The organism is Paenibacillus alkaliterrae (assembly GCF_021532375.1).
GTDB lineage: Bacteria > Bacillota > Bacilli > Paenibacillales > Paenibacillaceae > Pristimantibacillus > Pristimantibacillus alkaliterrae.
In genome coordinates, this window is the sequence record NZ_JAKGAP010000068.1 from 19,447 (window position 1) to 35,459 (window position 16,013).

Annotated in this window: 17 protein-coding genes; 5 read left to right on the forward strand and 12 right to left on the reverse strand. The window is 50.0% G+C overall.

Annotated features, from left to right (window positions below):
* Positions 1-348: 348 nt before the first annotated feature.
* Together L1N85_RS21870 and L1N85_RS21875 are read left to right on the forward strand one after the other, a co-directional pair.
* Positions 349-525: a hypothetical protein gene (locus tag L1N85_RS21870; RefSeq protein ID WP_235241191.1), complete on the forward strand. Its 177-nt coding sequence runs from the start codon at positions 349-351 to the stop codon at positions 523-525.
* Positions 522-1,997 (forward strand): recombinase family protein, encoded by a 1,476-nt coding sequence (locus L1N85_RS21875; RefSeq protein WP_235241192.1) that lies wholly within the window; start codon positions 522-524, stop codon positions 1,995-1,997. The genes L1N85_RS21870 and L1N85_RS21875 overlap by 4 nt, the downstream gene beginning before the upstream one ends.
* Positions 1,998-2,016: 19 nt before the next feature.
* Here L1N85_RS21875 and rlmD read toward each other — a convergent pair whose 3' ends face one another.
* From rlmD to L1N85_RS21895, 4 genes are all read right to left on the reverse strand, one after another.
* Positions 2,017-3,561 (reverse strand): 23S rRNA (uracil(1939)-C(5))-methyltransferase RlmD, encoded by a 1,545-nt coding sequence (rlmD, locus tag L1N85_RS21880; protein WP_235241193.1) that lies wholly within the window; start codon positions 3,559-3,561, stop codon positions 2,017-2,019.
* Between the two features lie 109 nt (positions 3,562-3,670).
* Positions 3,671-4,585 (reverse strand): diacylglycerol kinase, encoded by a 915-nt coding sequence (locus tag L1N85_RS21885; protein ID WP_235241194.1) that lies wholly within the window; start codon positions 4,583-4,585, stop codon positions 3,671-3,673.
* Positions 4,585-5,364: a sirohydrochlorin chelatase gene (locus L1N85_RS21890; protein ID WP_235241195.1), complete on the reverse strand. Its 780-nt coding sequence runs from the start codon at positions 5,362-5,364 to the stop codon at positions 4,585-4,587. Before L1N85_RS21890 ends, L1N85_RS21885 begins: the two co-directional genes overlap by 1 nt.
* A gap of 9 nt (positions 5,365-5,373) precedes the next feature.
* Positions 5,374-5,664, reverse strand: coding sequence for a YerC/YecD family TrpR-related protein (locus tag L1N85_RS21895; protein ID WP_054026535.1), 291 nt, complete (start codon positions 5,662-5,664; stop codon positions 5,374-5,376).
* Positions 5,665-5,899: 235 nt separating this feature from the next.
* Between L1N85_RS21895 and L1N85_RS21900 the strand changes: the two genes are divergently transcribed.
* Positions 5,900-6,442 (forward strand): hypothetical protein, encoded by a 543-nt coding sequence (locus L1N85_RS21900; RefSeq protein WP_235241196.1) that lies wholly within the window; start codon positions 5,900-5,902, stop codon positions 6,440-6,442.
* Between the two features lie 637 nt (positions 6,443-7,079).
* Here L1N85_RS21900 and L1N85_RS21905 read toward each other — a convergent pair.
* From L1N85_RS21905 to L1N85_RS21940, 8 genes are all read right to left on the reverse strand, one after another.
* Positions 7,080-8,153, reverse strand: coding sequence for a DUF3048 domain-containing protein (locus L1N85_RS21905; RefSeq protein WP_235241197.1), 1,074 nt, complete (start codon positions 8,151-8,153; stop codon positions 7,080-7,082).
* A 108-nt stretch (positions 8,154-8,261) separates the two neighbouring features.
* The gene (locus L1N85_RS21910; protein ID WP_235241198.1) at positions 8,262-9,083 is read right to left on the reverse strand and encodes an alpha/beta hydrolase; all 822 of its coding nucleotides are present in this window, start codon (positions 9,081-9,083) and stop codon (positions 8,262-8,264) included.
* A gap of 260 nt (positions 9,084-9,343) precedes the next feature.
* Positions 9,344-10,387: a tRNA 2-selenouridine(34) synthase MnmH gene (mnmH, locus tag L1N85_RS21915; RefSeq protein ID WP_235241199.1), complete on the reverse strand. Its 1,044-nt coding sequence runs from the start codon at positions 10,385-10,387 to the stop codon at positions 9,344-9,346.
* A gap of 26 nt (positions 10,388-10,413) precedes the next feature.
* Positions 10,414-11,466 carry a selenide, water dikinase SelD gene (gene selD, locus L1N85_RS21920; protein WP_235241200.1) on the reverse strand — a complete coding sequence of 351 codons (1,053 nt, stop codon included), beginning with the start codon at positions 11,464-11,466 and terminating at the stop codon, positions 10,414-10,416.
* Positions 11,405-12,250 (reverse strand): phosphonate ABC transporter ATP-binding protein, encoded by an 846-nt coding sequence (gene phnC / locus L1N85_RS21925; protein WP_328285263.1) that lies wholly within the window; start codon positions 12,248-12,250, stop codon positions 11,405-11,407. Before phnC ends, selD begins: the two co-directional genes overlap by 62 nt.
* Position 12,251: 1 nt before the next feature.
* Positions 12,252-12,998: a phosphonate ABC transporter, permease protein PhnE gene (phnE, locus tag L1N85_RS21930; RefSeq protein WP_235241201.1), complete on the reverse strand. Its 747-nt coding sequence runs from the start codon at positions 12,996-12,998 to the stop codon at positions 12,252-12,254.
* A gap of 2 nt (positions 12,999-13,000) precedes the next feature.
* Positions 13,001-13,942, reverse strand: a complete 942-nt coding sequence (gene phnD, locus L1N85_RS21935; protein ID WP_235241202.1) for a phosphate/phosphite/phosphonate ABC transporter substrate-binding protein — start codon at positions 13,940-13,942, stop codon at positions 13,001-13,003.
* Positions 13,943-14,252: 310 nt separating this feature from the next.
* Positions 14,253-14,396, reverse strand: a complete 144-nt coding sequence (locus tag L1N85_RS21940) for an ATP-binding protein (RefSeq protein WP_328285262.1) — start codon at positions 14,394-14,396, stop codon at positions 14,253-14,255.
* A gap of 138 nt (positions 14,397-14,534) precedes the next feature.
* Here L1N85_RS21940 and L1N85_RS21945 point away from each other — a divergent pair, with 138 nt between their 5' ends.
* Positions 14,535-15,146 (forward strand): spore coat protein, encoded by a 612-nt coding sequence (locus tag L1N85_RS21945; protein ID WP_235241203.1) that lies wholly within the window; start codon positions 14,535-14,537, stop codon positions 15,144-15,146.
* Between the two features lie 108 nt (positions 15,147-15,254).
* Positions 15,255-15,773 (forward strand): DUF3231 family protein, encoded by a 519-nt coding sequence (locus L1N85_RS21950; protein ID WP_235241204.1) that lies wholly within the window; start codon positions 15,255-15,257, stop codon positions 15,771-15,773.
* The last annotated feature ends 240 nt before the right edge of the window (positions 15,774-16,013 follow it).

Below are 16,013 nucleotides of genomic sequence, written 5' to 3' on the forward strand. Positions count from 1 at the left end.
TACAAACATCAAGGAGTGATTACATTGAAATGCGCGGTTGGAAGTGTAGCACAATTAGGCATTGTAAAGAAAGAGAACCTCTCCCAGCCACCAGTCCGGCAAGTTGCAAGCCAAACTTCCGACAAAATTGAACTGCTTGTCCGGTGGCGGAATCCAAGAGAAGCAAAACAAATGATATGGCTCAGGTGGCTGTTACACATGGTTGAAGTTAGTCTGATGAAAACTGTCATTGTTGACTCACTATTCAGAATTAGACGCAATTCTGTGAACTTAATTCATCATAAATCGTTTCTCGACAAATACGGTGCAAAGCTAATTGTCCTCGAGCTCTTGATGGAGGTGGACTAAATGGCTAACAAACATGAAGGCATCGTTGAACGTGTTTTCTCCATAGAGAATGACTTTGATTTCAAAAGCGTGATGAAACTAATCGTTGCAAATAAAATTGAAGATCTTGTCAATAATGTTGATAAGGTAAACACTGCTACATCTCAACAAAATGAGGAAGGATTTGAACACTCATGAGATGTGCGGTATATGTTCGTGTCTCAACTGACAAAGAGGAACAAAAGGCATCGCTTAAGTATCAAAAGGAGCTGTTTTACAGATACATTGCAGAGAAAGGATGGGATTTTCACAAATTTTACGTGGATGTCCAATCCGGAACAACCGCCAAAAGGAAAATGCTTCAGAAGATGATCGAGGATGCTGAAGCAAAAAAGTTCGATGTTATCTTGGCAAAAGAACTTTCGCGGTTGGCCAGGAATGGAGAACTATCGTATAAGATCAAGAACCTTTGCGAATCTCAGGGCATCCATATCATCACTTTGGATAACGCGATTAATACCTTGGAAGGGAATACCCACATGTTTGGCCTGTATGCGTGGATATACGAAAACGAATCTCAAAGTACAAGCAATCGTGTTAAAGCCACTCTTCGCTCCAGGGCAAATAAAGGGTTATTCAAAGGTTCTGTTCCTCCATACGGTTACGAGGTAAGAAACGGACAACTGCAAATTCGGGGCGATAACACACCGGATGTCGTTAGACGGATCTTTAATGAATACCTAAGTGGAAGTGGAAGAGAAAGCATTGGACGGCGGCTGTACAAAGAGGGGATTCCTACTCCTGCTGAAGTGGCCGAAAAGAAAAATGCTGGGGACAAATGGAACGATTCTACCATCAAGCTGATCCTCACGAATCCGCATTACACTGGTGATTTGGTACAAGGTCGAACCACAACCATAAGCGTGACGAATAAAAAACGAAAAAAGATTGATAAGGAAAACTTAATTGTCCATAAAGATAGGCATGAGGCAATTATTTCAAGGGAAGTTTTCAACGCTGTTCAGCAGCAGTTGAAAATCAGAACCAAGCACATAACAGCGCCCAAAAAGCATCTTTTCACTAATACCCTGTTTTGCGCTGATTGCGGTACCGGAATGTGGTATCGGCATAACAGAGCAGGTTATATTTGCGGCTCTTATGCTCGTCATGGAAGTAAAGCCTGCAGCAATCATGCTGTCAAAGAGGAGTTTCTGATAAGAACAATTCTGTCTGACATCAAAATGTGGTTGGATCAAATCGATAAGGAAGCATATGTTAAGGAGCTGGAGGCAAAGTCTATAAAATCGAAACTTCAACTCCAAAAACAACTCGAAAAATTAACCAAAGACATCGATACATTGAAGAAACGAAAAAAGAATTTTGTCAACCTTTTAGCTGATGAGCTCCTAACACATGAGGAGTATCGCGAAAATGTTGAAGCCACCAATACTGAAATCAATGAGTTAGTCTTGAAGAAAACCGAGTTGGCATCCGAATTCGAACACGAAAATGTTACAGAAAACCTTAGTCAGCTAAAGTCAGAGTTGCTTAGCTTCCTTAATTTCGATGAGTTAACTCCTGAGATGCTACATCGTTTAGTAACTCGAATTGAAGTTCGAGAAGACGGAATGCCGCGGATCCATTACCGCTTCTCTGCCCCAAACAATTGATTAAGAAGCAGGCTATCCCTTATCGAGAGCCTGCTTTCTCCTGTAAGACGATCTGCGAGACGCACTCAACATGTGTCGTCCAAGGGAACATGTCCACAGGCGTTACCTCTATCGTCCGATACCCGCCATCCTCCAGCACTCTCAAATCCCTGGCCAGGGTGGACGGGTTACAGCTCACATAAACCACTCTCTCCGGCTGCATCGCGAGAATCGTATCGAGCAGCGCCGGATCGCAGCCCTTCCGCGGTGGATCGACGACAATCACGTCCGCCGTAATTCCTTCCTCGCGCCAGCGCGGTATAACAACCTCCGCCGGCCCAGCCTCAAACGTTGCATTCTCGATACCGTTCAGCTTAGCGTTCCGGGCGGCATCCTCAATAGCTTCCTGCACAATCTCAACGCCGTACACGCGGCCGGCCTTCCGAGCGAGAAATAACGAGATTGTCCCGATGCCGCAATAAGCATCGATCACATCCTCAGTACCGCTCAAGCCCGCATACTCGACCGCCTTGCGATAAAGCGCCACCGTCTGCGCAGGGTTTACCTGATAGAACGATCTCGCCGAGATAGCGAAGCGTATGCCGTCAAGCTCATCATAGATAACTTCACTGCCCCAAAGCACGCGAGTCTCATCGCCGAAAATAACGTTTGTATTCCGTTCATTCACGTTTTGAACGATGCTTTTTACGTCTGGCAGCTCCTCGCGGATACGCTCAACCCAGCGGTCTGCAGAAGGCAATTTTCGCCCATTCGTCACTAACACGACCATGATCTCGCCTGTCACCACGCCAGTCCGCGCCATCACATGGCGCAGCACGCCGCGTCCTGAAGCTTCATCGTACGGCGATACCTCGAGCTCGCGTCCGATTCGCTTCACGATGCGAATAACATCGTCGTTATGCCCATGCTGGATGAGGCATTCGTCCATATCGATAATCCGGTGGCTGCCGCGGGCATAGAAGCCTGCGAGCAGTTCCCCCCCGTCCGCGCTCGACCCGACAGGCACAGCCGCTTTATTGCGATACCGCCAAGGCTCGTCCATCCCAACAGTCGGATGTACGATAATGCCGTCTCGCAACCCTTTATCATCGCCGGCTGCATTCCCGGCATTCGGGTCCATCCCAGCTCCGCGACTGCCTTCCCCCGCAACCGCCAGCTTCCCGATCCTCACCAAATTGTCCACGACATGCTGCCGCTTCCACTCCAGCTGCGCGGGATAGTCGAAATGCTGCAGCTGACAGCCGCCGCATTCCTTATGAATGCTGCACAGCGGCTCCACGCGCGATGGACTCGATACGAGCAGCTCTTCCATGCGAGCATATCCGTACTGCTTCTTTACTTTCATTACCTTCGCGCGAACGCGTTCGCCCGGCAGCGCACCCTGAATAAAAAGGGTAAAGCCGTCAGCGCGGCCCACCCCTTCTCCGTCATGCGTCAGGCCGATAATATCGACGGTGACTTCTTCGTTTTTTTGAAAAGGGGCATCGATTGAAGCCGCCGCCGCACCTGATGAGCCGCGCGGTCTGCCTCTTTTGCTGCCGCCTCTGCTTTTTCCTTTATGCATAAGCTCTCTCCGCTCTTCTTTCCTGTAGGCTTTCAACTAATCGAACTTCCATGCTCTTTCCTGCATGCTACGGTTCATTATTCCCTTAATTCGCCATTCATCCGCATTCTTATTGGTACGTCGACTCGCCCGTTTCATCGGCAAAAATACGCAAATGCGACGGCAGCACGGAAAATCTGCACGGCAGCACGCCGCCATATTCGCCATCCAGATTAATCTGTACATAGTCCGGCGTCGTCACCTTCAGTTCATTCGTCCGGAAATGAATGACATGAGGGTCATTCAAATGCTCTCCCCGCAGCGCCAGCGTCACCAGCTTGATGAACTCCGGCAGGTTGCACTTGCGGATCAGGATCACGTCTAGCAAGCCGTCATCCAGCTTGGAATCCGGCGCAAGCCGCTCGAAGCCGCCGACCGAGTTGCTGTTGCAAATGAGAAACAACATGAACTCATCGTGGAATTCCCCTACGCCAGCCGCTTGAAAGGTCAATTCGGTCGGACGCAGGCGTGTCATTTTCTCCAAACCCTTCATATAATAAGCGAGCTGTCCGATCATCGTCTTCAGCTTGCTCGGCACGTCATAGGTCAGCTCCGTCAAGGAGCCGCCCCCGGCAATGTTGATAAAATAACGCTCATTCGCCTTCCCGACATCAATCGGCCGCGTATACTGCTGAATAATCAGGTCGACTGCGTACTCCCAGGCCTTCGGTATACCCATCGCCCGCGCAAAATCATTCGTTGTGCCTACGGGCAAAATGCCAAGCGGAGGACGGTTCGGCTTCCCCGTCAAGCCGTTGATCACTTCATACAGCGTGCCATCGCCGCCCGCTGCAATAATCAGATCATAACCTCGTTCCGACGCTTCCGCCGCAGCTATCGTAGCGTCGCCCTCGCCGATCGTCATATGACAGCTCGTTTCAATGCCGCCCCGCTCGAGCCGCTGCAAAATATCCGGCAGACGCTTTCTCATTTCTTCTCTGCCCGAAGTCGGGTTATAAATAAGTCTCGCTCGTTTGATTGCCATCATCTTTCACTCCTAAACAACCATTCCGTCATTTGCCGCTCCAGCCAACGCTCGATCGCAGGATGAGGCAGCATCGCTCTGCCGTTGTACCGGTAATCGAGCCCTTCAAGCCGAGACGGAATGACATGTTTCGTAAAATAACCCTGACTTAGGAACAGCGGCACTACAAGGACCGCTTCCTGCGGGTTCGCGGCCTGCATCGATTTGAGCTTCGCCGCCGCCTGATCCGGCAGCAGCATCGCGTACTCTGCCCTCGCATAGCCGCCTAGCTCACGCAGCCGCTCGCCGAGCAGCGTCAAGCCTTCCTGCCAGCGCTCGTGGAACACCTTCTCCTTGCTTCCGTGTCCGATCAACAGCAAGGCTTCCTTCTCAGGCTCCTTGGACAGCTCAGCAAGGTTCGCTGCAAGCAGCTCCGCGATTTCCGGATCGTCATCGATCGGCTGTCCATAGGTTACATTCGCCGCCACGCGAAACGTACCGAGATCCCCCTCCAGATCCGATACCCATGGAAGCCCGAAAGCTTGCCCGATCTCATCTACATGCGTACTGCCAGAGGAAATGAACAGCGGTACGACGAGCATCTCCGTTACTCCCTGCTGTTCAAGCAGGTTGATGCCGTCCTGAATGAGCCGTCCCTCGACGATTTCCAGAAAGGACGACACGACCGGAATGACGGCCAAACGCGGAGAAGCCATCGCTGCCTTTACGGCATCATCGACCAGCTTCACCCATTCGGCCTCTCTCGAGCCGTGACTAATGACAAGAATTCCGGGCTTCATCGCGCCGTCCTACCTTCCAAGGCGTTCTAACGCCATTTTATATCCGTCGTTTCCGTAATTCAAACAGCGCTTTACGCGCGATATCGTGGCCGTGCTCGCACCCGTCTCTGCTTCGATCGCGTTGTACGTGCTGCCTTTGCCGAGCATCCGCGCCACTTCGAGACGCTGCGAGAGCGACTGGATTTCGTTCACCGTACACAAGTCGTCAAAAAAAACATAACATTCCTCGACCGATTTCAATGTCAGAACCGCCTCGAATAGTTGATCTATCGCTTTATCGTTCAGCTTCTTAAGCTGCATGCGCATTCACTCCCAGTAAGAACTAATGCTATTATTGTAGCTTTTTTAGCCGATTTTTTCAAACATTACCGTATTCACGCTTTACAGGACGGAAGAGCCTCGCAGCCCATTTGTAACCTATCGAAACATACAAGCACAGGGCATTTATCTATAAAATGTTCCGCAATCGGGACATTCGTCCAATCCTTATGTTCGCCTATCCCATAGACTAATAAAAAAAAGGGTTGTGATCCGTGTGAATTATCGCAATAACCCCGGTACCGGCAACCACCAATACGATTGGCATGGAACAAACCGTCAAGGTCATGGCCAGCCTGGCAAATCGTTTGGCGCCAAGTCGGGCGGCTTCGGCTTTGGCGGAGATCTGCCGACGATGCCTCCGGCAGCACCCCAATATCCCGCGCAGGATATCCTGCCCGCCGTCTTACCGGAAACAGCTTCACAAGTAGTCGAAACCGCCGCCAACGGCAAAGCAGGCGGCTTCTCCCTCGCCAGCCTAGGCGAGATTAAAGGGTTTGTCGACCGCATGGGCGGTATCGACGGCATTCTTACAACCGTCACGAAGGTTCAGAAGGTAATGTCCACCGTCTCCCAAATGGCACCGCTCGTGAAGGTGCTCTTTGGCTCCTTCGGCAAAAAATCCGCTACTGTATCGGAGGACAAAGACGACGACGGAGAATGGAAGCCGAAGCGCCGTAAGCGCCGCAAGCCAAGCTCCGGCTCCGGCAGCGGCAATGGCGGTACCCGTCGCCGTATGCCGAAGCGCCGCAGGCAGTAAATAAAGACCGGGTTAAGGGCCTTGCCCGCAGGATAGCAAGGTTTCCATTCACTTCGATGCTTTAAAACTTTGCGGGACGAAGCAGAGCTTGCACGACAGCCTTCTTTTCGATATGAAGAGCATATATCTGTTGGAGTGAAGCACACCCCGATTGCAGCGCCTGGCGCCGCGGTCGGGGTGTTTTCGCTTCCGCTATTTTATTTTCATTCCCGCTATAATAAGGAGGAATCTTCATGCATCCTAATCTCATTCGTTTTATTGAAGCTTTTGATCGCACTATCCACAGCTAAATGGAGATCCTTCAGCATTTTGTGAGTCACGCATGTGCACAAGTGCAACCTTCGACACTCTTCGTCAGCCTTCACACACAATGGATACACAGCTGTGATTAGATTTGTGTACAGACGCAATTTTCGCGGTTATTCGACACATGTTGTCCACAACACATGGGCTACTATACCTTCATGCAGCCAGATTCTAAGGCTAATTTCACAATTAACGAGACACTCCTCAACCGTCGATTTAAAAGAGCACAAAAAAATAGTGAAGTAAATCTCATTCCCCATGAACCCAGGTTCATGGCGCACTGAGGTTTTCCTCACTATCTCGCAGGGCAGTTAACAGTATTTCCAATGAGCTACGATTGTACCCACGTCACATGGCCTTCAAAGGCGGGATTGTTCGGTACGATATGAAAAAAGGTTTTGCCGGGCACCAATGGAAGCTCGGTTCCGTTCTGCACGATTCGAATCATGCCGTCCGAAGCGCGCACCCATTCCGCTTCGATCGCTTTGCCCTTCTGAAACAATATCGCAGAGCCGCCGTCCGTCAAATTTACGGCAAGCCGCCCTTCATTATCCAGCGTCTTATGATTCGCCCCAAGCACAACCAGGTTAGCGCCCGTTAGCTGCTCGTTATTGTTTAGGTCGATATGCGGCTTGTCGTTAATCGAGCGCTTGTACAAGCCGGTAACGGCATCGTAAACGTAGCCGACCTTATAATTTTCGAGCAAGAAAGATATCGAAATATCCGTTGCCGGAACGCCGGCCTCCGATGCGCCGCCTTCAGCAAACGTATAAGTCGGAACCGTCACCTCCGTCTTATATTTCTTCTTGTCCGCACCCTCGCGAAGCTTCTCAAGGCTCGAATAGAGATTATGCGGCGCCTTCCGCTCCTTGCTTCTCCAGAAGGCTCCGCCCGCATTCGAAATTTCGTCCAAATAAGGCTTGCCCTCTTTCTTCAAAATCGCATAGCCTTCCATGCTTGCCCCCGCATGTGCTAATACGGCTCCGTAACTGTCTCCGATATCAATTAAATAAGGCCTGATGCTGCGAATCGGCCCGATCGTGTCGGCCTGCGCGCCCGTGCTCTGAAACACCGCAATTAACCGCGTAATGCCGCCCTCTGCAAGCACTTCCCATATGACATCCGCATTCGTAAGTCCGGACTGCGGGCGAGCCGCCGCAAAATTATTGATCATAACGACGATCGGCCTGGCTGATGCAGCCGTTTCCTGCTTGATTCCGGTGAGCGGCGCCGTATATGGAAGCGGCGTCGGTTCCGGCGCAGGCGCCTCGCTGACGATCGGCTCGCTTGTTGCCGACGTGTCCTGAGGTGCATCGACCGTCTCTTTTCCCCCGCTGCATGCCGTGATCAAAAGGATGAGCGACATGAGCCATGCAGCGGCTGTTATTCGCATTCGTTTATCCATGAGCAACCCTGCCTTTATCCGTTATGTGCTGCTTGTATTCGTTTTCAACTAGTTTCCATTTAAACACATTTCATAACGGATGTCTCGACAAAAAAGTTGCTCATTCGGTTAAATGCTCCAGTCATGCCATTCCTCCTGCTGCTTTGCAAGGCCGTTCAGCCATTCCGAGGTCACGCGAATCGCTTCCTCCTGGTGATTGCGGGTCGAATAGGTATGGTTCGCTTGGAAAATAATTTCCTTATCGCATAAGCCCTCGCTGCGGGTCCAGAACACTTTTTGATACAGAAAGCTGTAATCCACCGGGATGAGCTCGTCGCCCGTGCCGTGAACGAGCAGCACCTCGCCGCCGAATCTCGTCGCCGCTTGGAACGGCTGATGCTGCAGCAGCGATTCGAAGAACGCCGGCTGAAGGGTATAGCCTTGATGATCGGAGCTTCCTGACGTCACCGCCTCATCGTAGCTGCTGCGTCCGACAATGCGTACGATATCGTTAAAGGGATAAGCGACCGGCGACCAAAGCACAAGCCGCTTCGCCCGTTTGTCCTTCACCGCGGTCATGATCGCGACCGCTCCCCCAAGGCTGTGGCCCAGCAGGACCACTCGGCGCGGATCGACGCATTCCATGCCCGCGATATAATCGATTGCAGTTCTTGTCTGATCGACCATCGAATCAAAGCCCAGCGCGCCATAATCGCCGCTGCTTTCTCCGCAGCCTGCATAATCAAAGCGTAATACGTAGGAACCTTGTGCAGCCAATGCGCGCGCCGTCTTCACGAAAAGACGGTCTACACCGACGCGGGAGCCGATAAATCCATGGCATATAATAATCGCTTGCTTCTTCTCTGAATCGTTCTTGCTTCCGTCCGCAGGGTAATGCAGCGTTGCCGCAAGCTCAAGCCCCTCGTGCCGCAGCGTCAAATGCTTTTCCATCCCGAAAACCTCCCGCTCATTCATATACAATAATTCCTACCCGTATACTATGTTTTAATGTAAAAATATAATACCACCGTTGCTCCATATCTGTCAATCAACCTGTCTTCTGTATTGTTGTTCTTCTGTATAAGAAAAGCAAACGGTTATCCCAAAGGTTCTTAACCTGGATAACCGTTTGCTCCATTTTAGTTGTCATATCCGGATGGCTTAATCTTCCGGCGCTTCAATAACAAACTATCATTTTTCTATTCGCCATCCTATCTACCTCTAGGCGGCAGTGGCAGCTTCCGAATGATTTCTTCCAAGGCTTCATCCAAATTGGCTGCGGATACGGTTATTCTTTCTTTCTCATACTGCTCAGTCGCATATTGATACCGGGGATCATAGTAATGCAACAGCAATAACCTGGCAGCTTCGTTATACCTGTCATCCTGCAGCGAATGGCGGATTTCAGCGGCAACCGGCGTATGAATCCGCTTCTCGATTCGTTCAAAGGAGCGAATAAATTCATCTTTATTCTCCTGAGGCTTGTAGTCACTCAAAATATTCCCGACTCTTTCCCCGACTGGCATTTCAAGAAATAGGGCTGTTCCTCTTTCCTTCGCTTTCACGAGAAATTCGGGTAAAACCACCTTTCCCACCCGTTTGCTTTCCGCTTCCAGGATTAGATACGGCGCATTTTTCAAACGGATCAGATTATGCACTAACCGCGTCTCGAACGACTTTTGATTGCTGGGCGTTTTTCCGATATGCCCAAAGATAGAGCCCCGGTGGCCTGCCATCTCCTCTAGATTGATTACAGGATATCCCCGTTCCTGCAACCGGCTCAGCAGCTCTGTTTTTCCTGTACCGGTATACCCGTTAATGACATAACAGGGCGGAAGCTCCGGATATCCTTCCAACGTTTCCACTACCCATTTGCGGTAAGCGCGGAAACCTCCGTTCAGGCGATACATCTTTAGGCCTATTAGGGAAGCTAGGGTGGCCGATGTTCTGCTCCTCATTCCACCGCGCCAGCAAAACACGATCTTATGGGGAGGCCCGTTTTCCCCGATTGCTTTAATAAAGGCCGGCAGCTTGCCGGACACAATTTCAAGTCCTTTTTCTTTGGCCGCTTCCACGCTTTCCTGCTTATACAACGTACCCACTACCGCTCTCTCTACATCATCAAAGAGCGGAATATTTATGCTGCCAGGAATCGTAGACTCTGCAAATTCGGACTGCGAGCGGACATCGATTAGCTGTGCTGTGCCTTTGAGTTGAAGATCGAGGAGTTCCGCTACGGTGATATCTTGAAACATGTCATTACAGCTCCTTTAATAGGGTCCTATGCCGTTACGTGAATATGTCCAGGCTGTTCGGCTGTTACTTCTCCGATGAGATGCGCGTCCACACCCTCAGCGCGAAGCTTATCCAGCAGGATTTCAGCCTGTTCCGATTGTACCGAAATTAGTAAACCGCCCGAGGTAACCGCGTCGCAAAGAATCCATTGGTCAATTTGATCCAGCTGTTCGGAGAATGTAACCGAGCCCTCTAAATGCGCATAATTATTTTTAGTGCCGCCAGGCACGAAGCCCGCTTCCGCCAATTCACGCACCCGCGGCAAAACGGGTACCTGTCCCTTGGCTATGTGAATGCCAACGCCGCTGCCCTTTGCCATTTCCGAAGCATGCCCCAGAAGGCCAAATCCGGTTACATCCGTGCATGCATGAATATCGTAGGGCTCCATCGTTTCGGCTGCTGCCTTGTTCAGCGTGGCCATCACCCCGATAACGCGGGTAATCTCCTCCTCGCTTAACTGATCCTTCTTAATGGAAGTTGTGAGAATGCCGACGCCGATCGGCTTGGTCAGAATCAGCTTATCGCCCGGCTTCGCTCCCGCGTTGGTCCGTACCTTCCCCGGATGGACCAGACCTGTAACCGCCAGCCCGAACTTGGGCTCTTTGTCATCGATCGAATGCCCGCCTACAAGCGTTGCGCCCGCTTCCTTCACCTTATCCGCAGCGCCTCGCAAAATATCGGTCAGAACCTGCTTGTCCAGCGTATGAATCGGAAAAGCGACGATATTTAATACGGTGAGAGGCTTGCCGCCCATGGCGTAAATATCGCTGATCGCGTTGGCCGCCGCAACCTGCCCGAAAGCATAAGGATCATCTACGATCGGAGTGAAAAAATCAAGCGTTTGTACAAGCGCAAGCTCGTCGTTCAGCTTATAAACACCGGCGTCATCGCTCGTATCCAGTCCGACCAGCAAGTTAGGGTTTGGATCGGATAGCGGCAGCTTCCGAAGCACCTCAGAGAGATCGGCGGGTCCGATTTTACAGCCGCAGCCCCCTTTGCTGGATAGACTCGTCAACTTGATGGGATTTGCTTGAGACACGTGAATCATTCCCTTCTATATTTTTACTGCTAATGGCGTCCTCTTCGTCGGGCGGATAGATGATACGCAGCTCTTTATCGCCCAATTGTTCCGGTGTCCCGTCAAATGTTATGCGGCCTGCGGTAACCCCGATGATTCGCGTAGCATACGCGCGGGCCATGGCTACATCATGCAGATTGAGCACGACTGTCATTCCCCGTTCCCGATGCAAGGCTGCGATAAATGTCATAACCCGCTTCGCCGTAACCGCGTCCAGACTTGAAATCGGCTCGTCTCCAAGCAGAAGAGTTGGCTGCTGCATTAACACGCGCGCGATCGCCACGCGCTGTTTTTGCCCGCCGCTTAATTCCTCCACCCGCCGCCTCGCCAGCGCTTCCAGTCCAACCTCCCGGAGCGCCGAAAGCGCATGCATCCGGTCTTCCTTTGAAAATACGCCTACAAGGCTGCGCAAGCGATGCATACGCGCAAACCGCCCGGCAATGACATTCGTCCATACAGACAGTCTCGGCAGCAAATTAAAGTGCTGGAAAACCATTCCGATCTCACCCCGGATGCTGCGCAATTGCTGCGGATTCATTCCGGTTATGGAACGGTCATTCCAAACAATCTCTCCCTCGTCCGGCTCAACAATCCGGTTGATACAGCGGATCAAGGTCGATTTCCCCGCTCCGCTGCGGCCAAGCACAGCCACAAACTCTCCATGCTTAATACGGAGATCGATCCCGGCAAGGGCAGCTTTCTTTTCTCCATTATATCTTTTTCTAACACCTTTTAATTCCAGCAGCTTACATCACCCGCTTTCGGATCAACGCACCCAGGTAATCCACGGCCGTGATCAGCGCCATTATGAGCAGAACTTCAAAAGTCACCTTCTGATACATGAACTGTTTGAAATCATTATACAGCATCTGCCCTATACCGCCTGCACCGACGATGCCTAGAATCAAGGTCGTACGAATAGCCACTTCAAGCCGATAAAAATATTGCGATAAGACCAGCGGCAGCATTTGCGGAATAATTCCGTAAAGCGCCACAAGAAGCCTTGTGCCGCCAACTGCTTTTACTGCTTCCTGCGGCCCGTCGTCCGTCGCTTCGATCGTTTCGGATATTAATTTGCCGAACACGCCGATATTATGAATGATTAATGCCATGACTGCCGGCATCGGCCCTAGTCCCAATGTCGGAATAAAAACCAGGGCCAACACAAGCTCCGGAACCGAACGGAATAAATTAAACAAAAATCGGGTGAAATCGTACAGCCATCGATACGGCACCCAATTCCGGGCCGCAAGAAAGCTCAAGGGGAATGCGATCAATAAGGCGGCAAGCGTACTGAACACGGCGATTTCAAGCGTGTCAATCATCGCTTTCAGCGCTGCGCGCCAATCCGTCAGGTCCATCGGGAACCAATGCTCGGCAATGAAGCGGAACGTATTGCCGAGATCGCCGAACGATCCTTCTTTAAGGCTCACTCCCGCACCTGACCAGAGAAGAAGGACAACAACCAGTATGGCAACAGCTGCTTTTTTCACGTTTATTGCCGCGGCTTGATGCGTCCGTCAGCTATCGCCGCCTGCCGGATTGACGCATAGTCCTCGTTGCTCGCATACGTAAAAGCGCTTGCCCCTCCGAAAGCGCTCAAGATGTCAGCATCCGTAATCGCAAGCATCGTCTCCTGTATGATTTTAATGTCATCTTCGGACATGCTGTTCACAACGGCCCACGGATATTGGAAAAGCTCTTCCGATTGCCATAGGATTTTAATTTTGGAACCGTCGATCTTCCCCTGCTTCACCAGGTTGTTGTAATAAGCGCTGTCGATAGCTCCTGCATCCTGCATTCCGTTTTGAATGGAAAGGGCGGTCGCCGTATGGTCTCCCGTATAGGTAACGCTTTTGAACTCGTGCTCCTGCTGCGTTTTAAACACACCGGCGTCTTTAAGAGCTATGCCGGGAATGAGGCTGCCCGAGGTCGAGCTAATGTCGCCAAACGCAAACCGAATATTTTTCGATTGTTTCACGACATCATCAAGCGACTGGTAAGGGGAATCCGCAGACGCAATGAGATACGAGTAATAAAAAGGCTTCCCTTCGATAAGCTGCGTTACAATCGCTTTGACATCATACCGCTCATGGGCTTCCACATAAGTGAGCGGCCCAAGGTACGACATTTGCACCTTGCCTGCGCCCATCGCCTCCACTACGCCGTTATAATCCGGATATACCTCGGCGCGTACGCTATAACCCAGTTTCTCCTGCAATAGGCTGGCAAGCTTGTCCGCACCCAGTTCCATCTGATTGCTGCCTTGTGCGGGAATGACACCGATTAGCAATTCATCGTGTTCTCCGCCATTTTGTTCGGTTTGATCCGCCGGCTTTTCTGCATCCTTCTTGTCCGTAATACCGCAAGCGGCCACGAGCATGCAAGAGATCAGAAGAATTGTTAATACCAAAAAGGATTGTCTTTTTCGGAACATTTCTCTTTTCTCCTCCTATCAATTATTTGATTCCAATAATTGAGGTTAACATAATTTCGTGCGAAAAAGAAGGAAAGCTTCAAGCAAGCAGGTTTTCGATCAATATTTTGGAACGTTACCGGGGCATACTAAGCACATAGATCCTTTCAACTCTAGGAGGTGCTGAATCATGCCGTTATGGATTGAATGGCTGCGCGATCACTGGCTGTCCTTCATGCTTGCCGCCGGTACAATCGTTGCGATCATTTATGTAGTTGCAAACCGTAAATTGCTGTTTTATAAAGAATGACGACCGAGCGTTGCCTTCGTTTTAGGCTTCATGCATAAGCGGCACTCGAAACGCCACAACCGTACCGGCTCCACGCTCGCTGTCAACGATGAGCTGACCGCCGTGGAGCTCAATAATTTCTTTGCAAATGGCGAGGCCGAGACCGCATCGCCTCTGCCCTCCCATGCATACATAATTTCTTAATCATTTTCCGCATATCGTTAGAGCTTGTTCCCGCTACCGATTCCTATCGAATATTTATTTGTGTATTGGACAAATTATAATGGGTTTAAAATTCATGAGTTTCTATTAGGAGGAAATGAATTGGCAGCGCATTTGGGAGCACATGAAACAATGGAAGTCCATGAAATATTGACAGCTACGATAGACGGAATTAATTTATTCCAGTTATATCGACCGTTCGCAAAGGATCAGCAGCTAATTCAAATGCTGGATAAACAGCTTCATTTCACGATTAACGAGTATAATCAAACCGTCCAATCCCTAAACCAGCAAGGTATGAGCGAAGCGGTGCCATATCGTTCGATAAGAAACGTCGCACCGATATACGGCCTTGACAATCCTGTTCCTCAAAGCCCGAACGTTTCGATGAACCAGATGGATGACCGGGATGTTGCAAGCGGCATGCTTGGGTTTCATAAAACATCAGCGACGATGAAAATAATTGCTTCACTTGAATGTGCCAATCCTCAGCTTCGCAGAATGATGCAGCAAGGAGCGGTAAATTGCTCCGAACAAGCCTACGAAGTGTGGCAATATATGAATCAAGCCGGCTACTATCAAGTACCGACAATGAAAGAAATGACAACGAATACCGTGCTTAACAGCTATCAGCCTGCAGGCTATGCGGCAAATCAAACGAGCTTATACCAACCGCAGCAAAATATAAATTCTCAAATGAATATCACGCAATAGTCTACTTGCCAGAACTGGTAACGATTCGGCAGTTTAAAAACGACGGTATTCCAATACAATAACTACGTTTTGAAAACAACTGACGACTGACAAGGAGCGTATTATGAAATGGGTATTTTAAGCGGTAATCCTAAAAATGAGCCATTGCATTATGGAGAGATATATGATGTTTGGCAATTTTCGATGATAGCCAAAGGCTGTATTTCATCAAATAAAGCCTTGAAATTTCATGCTGGGGATACGGAATTAAAAAAAATGTTTGATCAGCTAATCGAACAAGCCGAATTGGAAGCCCGCGAATGCGATACAATTTTGAACCGTAACGGAATAGTACCTCCCCCTGCTCTACCGGACCGGCCGGAAGCTAAATTGGAGGATATTCCAATCGGAGCCAGATATAATGATGTGGAGATTGCCCCGATGTTATCTGTTGACCTTGCGGCTGGATTAGTAGCATGCAGCCAAATAATGGGGACATCGATAAGAGAAGACGTCATTGCATTATTCACGAAATACCATGCTGCTAAAGCGGAAATGGGACTGAAAGTATTGCGCATGAGTAAAGATAAAGGTTGGTTGGTTCCGCCGCCATTGCAAATCAAAAGACCTGAACTCGTGGAAGCATAGAATTCTACAAAAACAGCCCTTAACAATAGTTAAGGGCTGCTTATATTATGAAATATTAATAAACTCAAAAAAACCACCATCAGTGGCTTTCAGTTTATGCGATTTACACGCTGAAAACTGGATGCAAAGCAAGCATAGTATTCTTTAGCTGTTGTCTGCCGGATGTATGGGTCCAGGCAAACGGTTTTAGGATAAGCCCTCGACCGATTAGTATTCGTCAGCTGCACACATTGCTGTGCT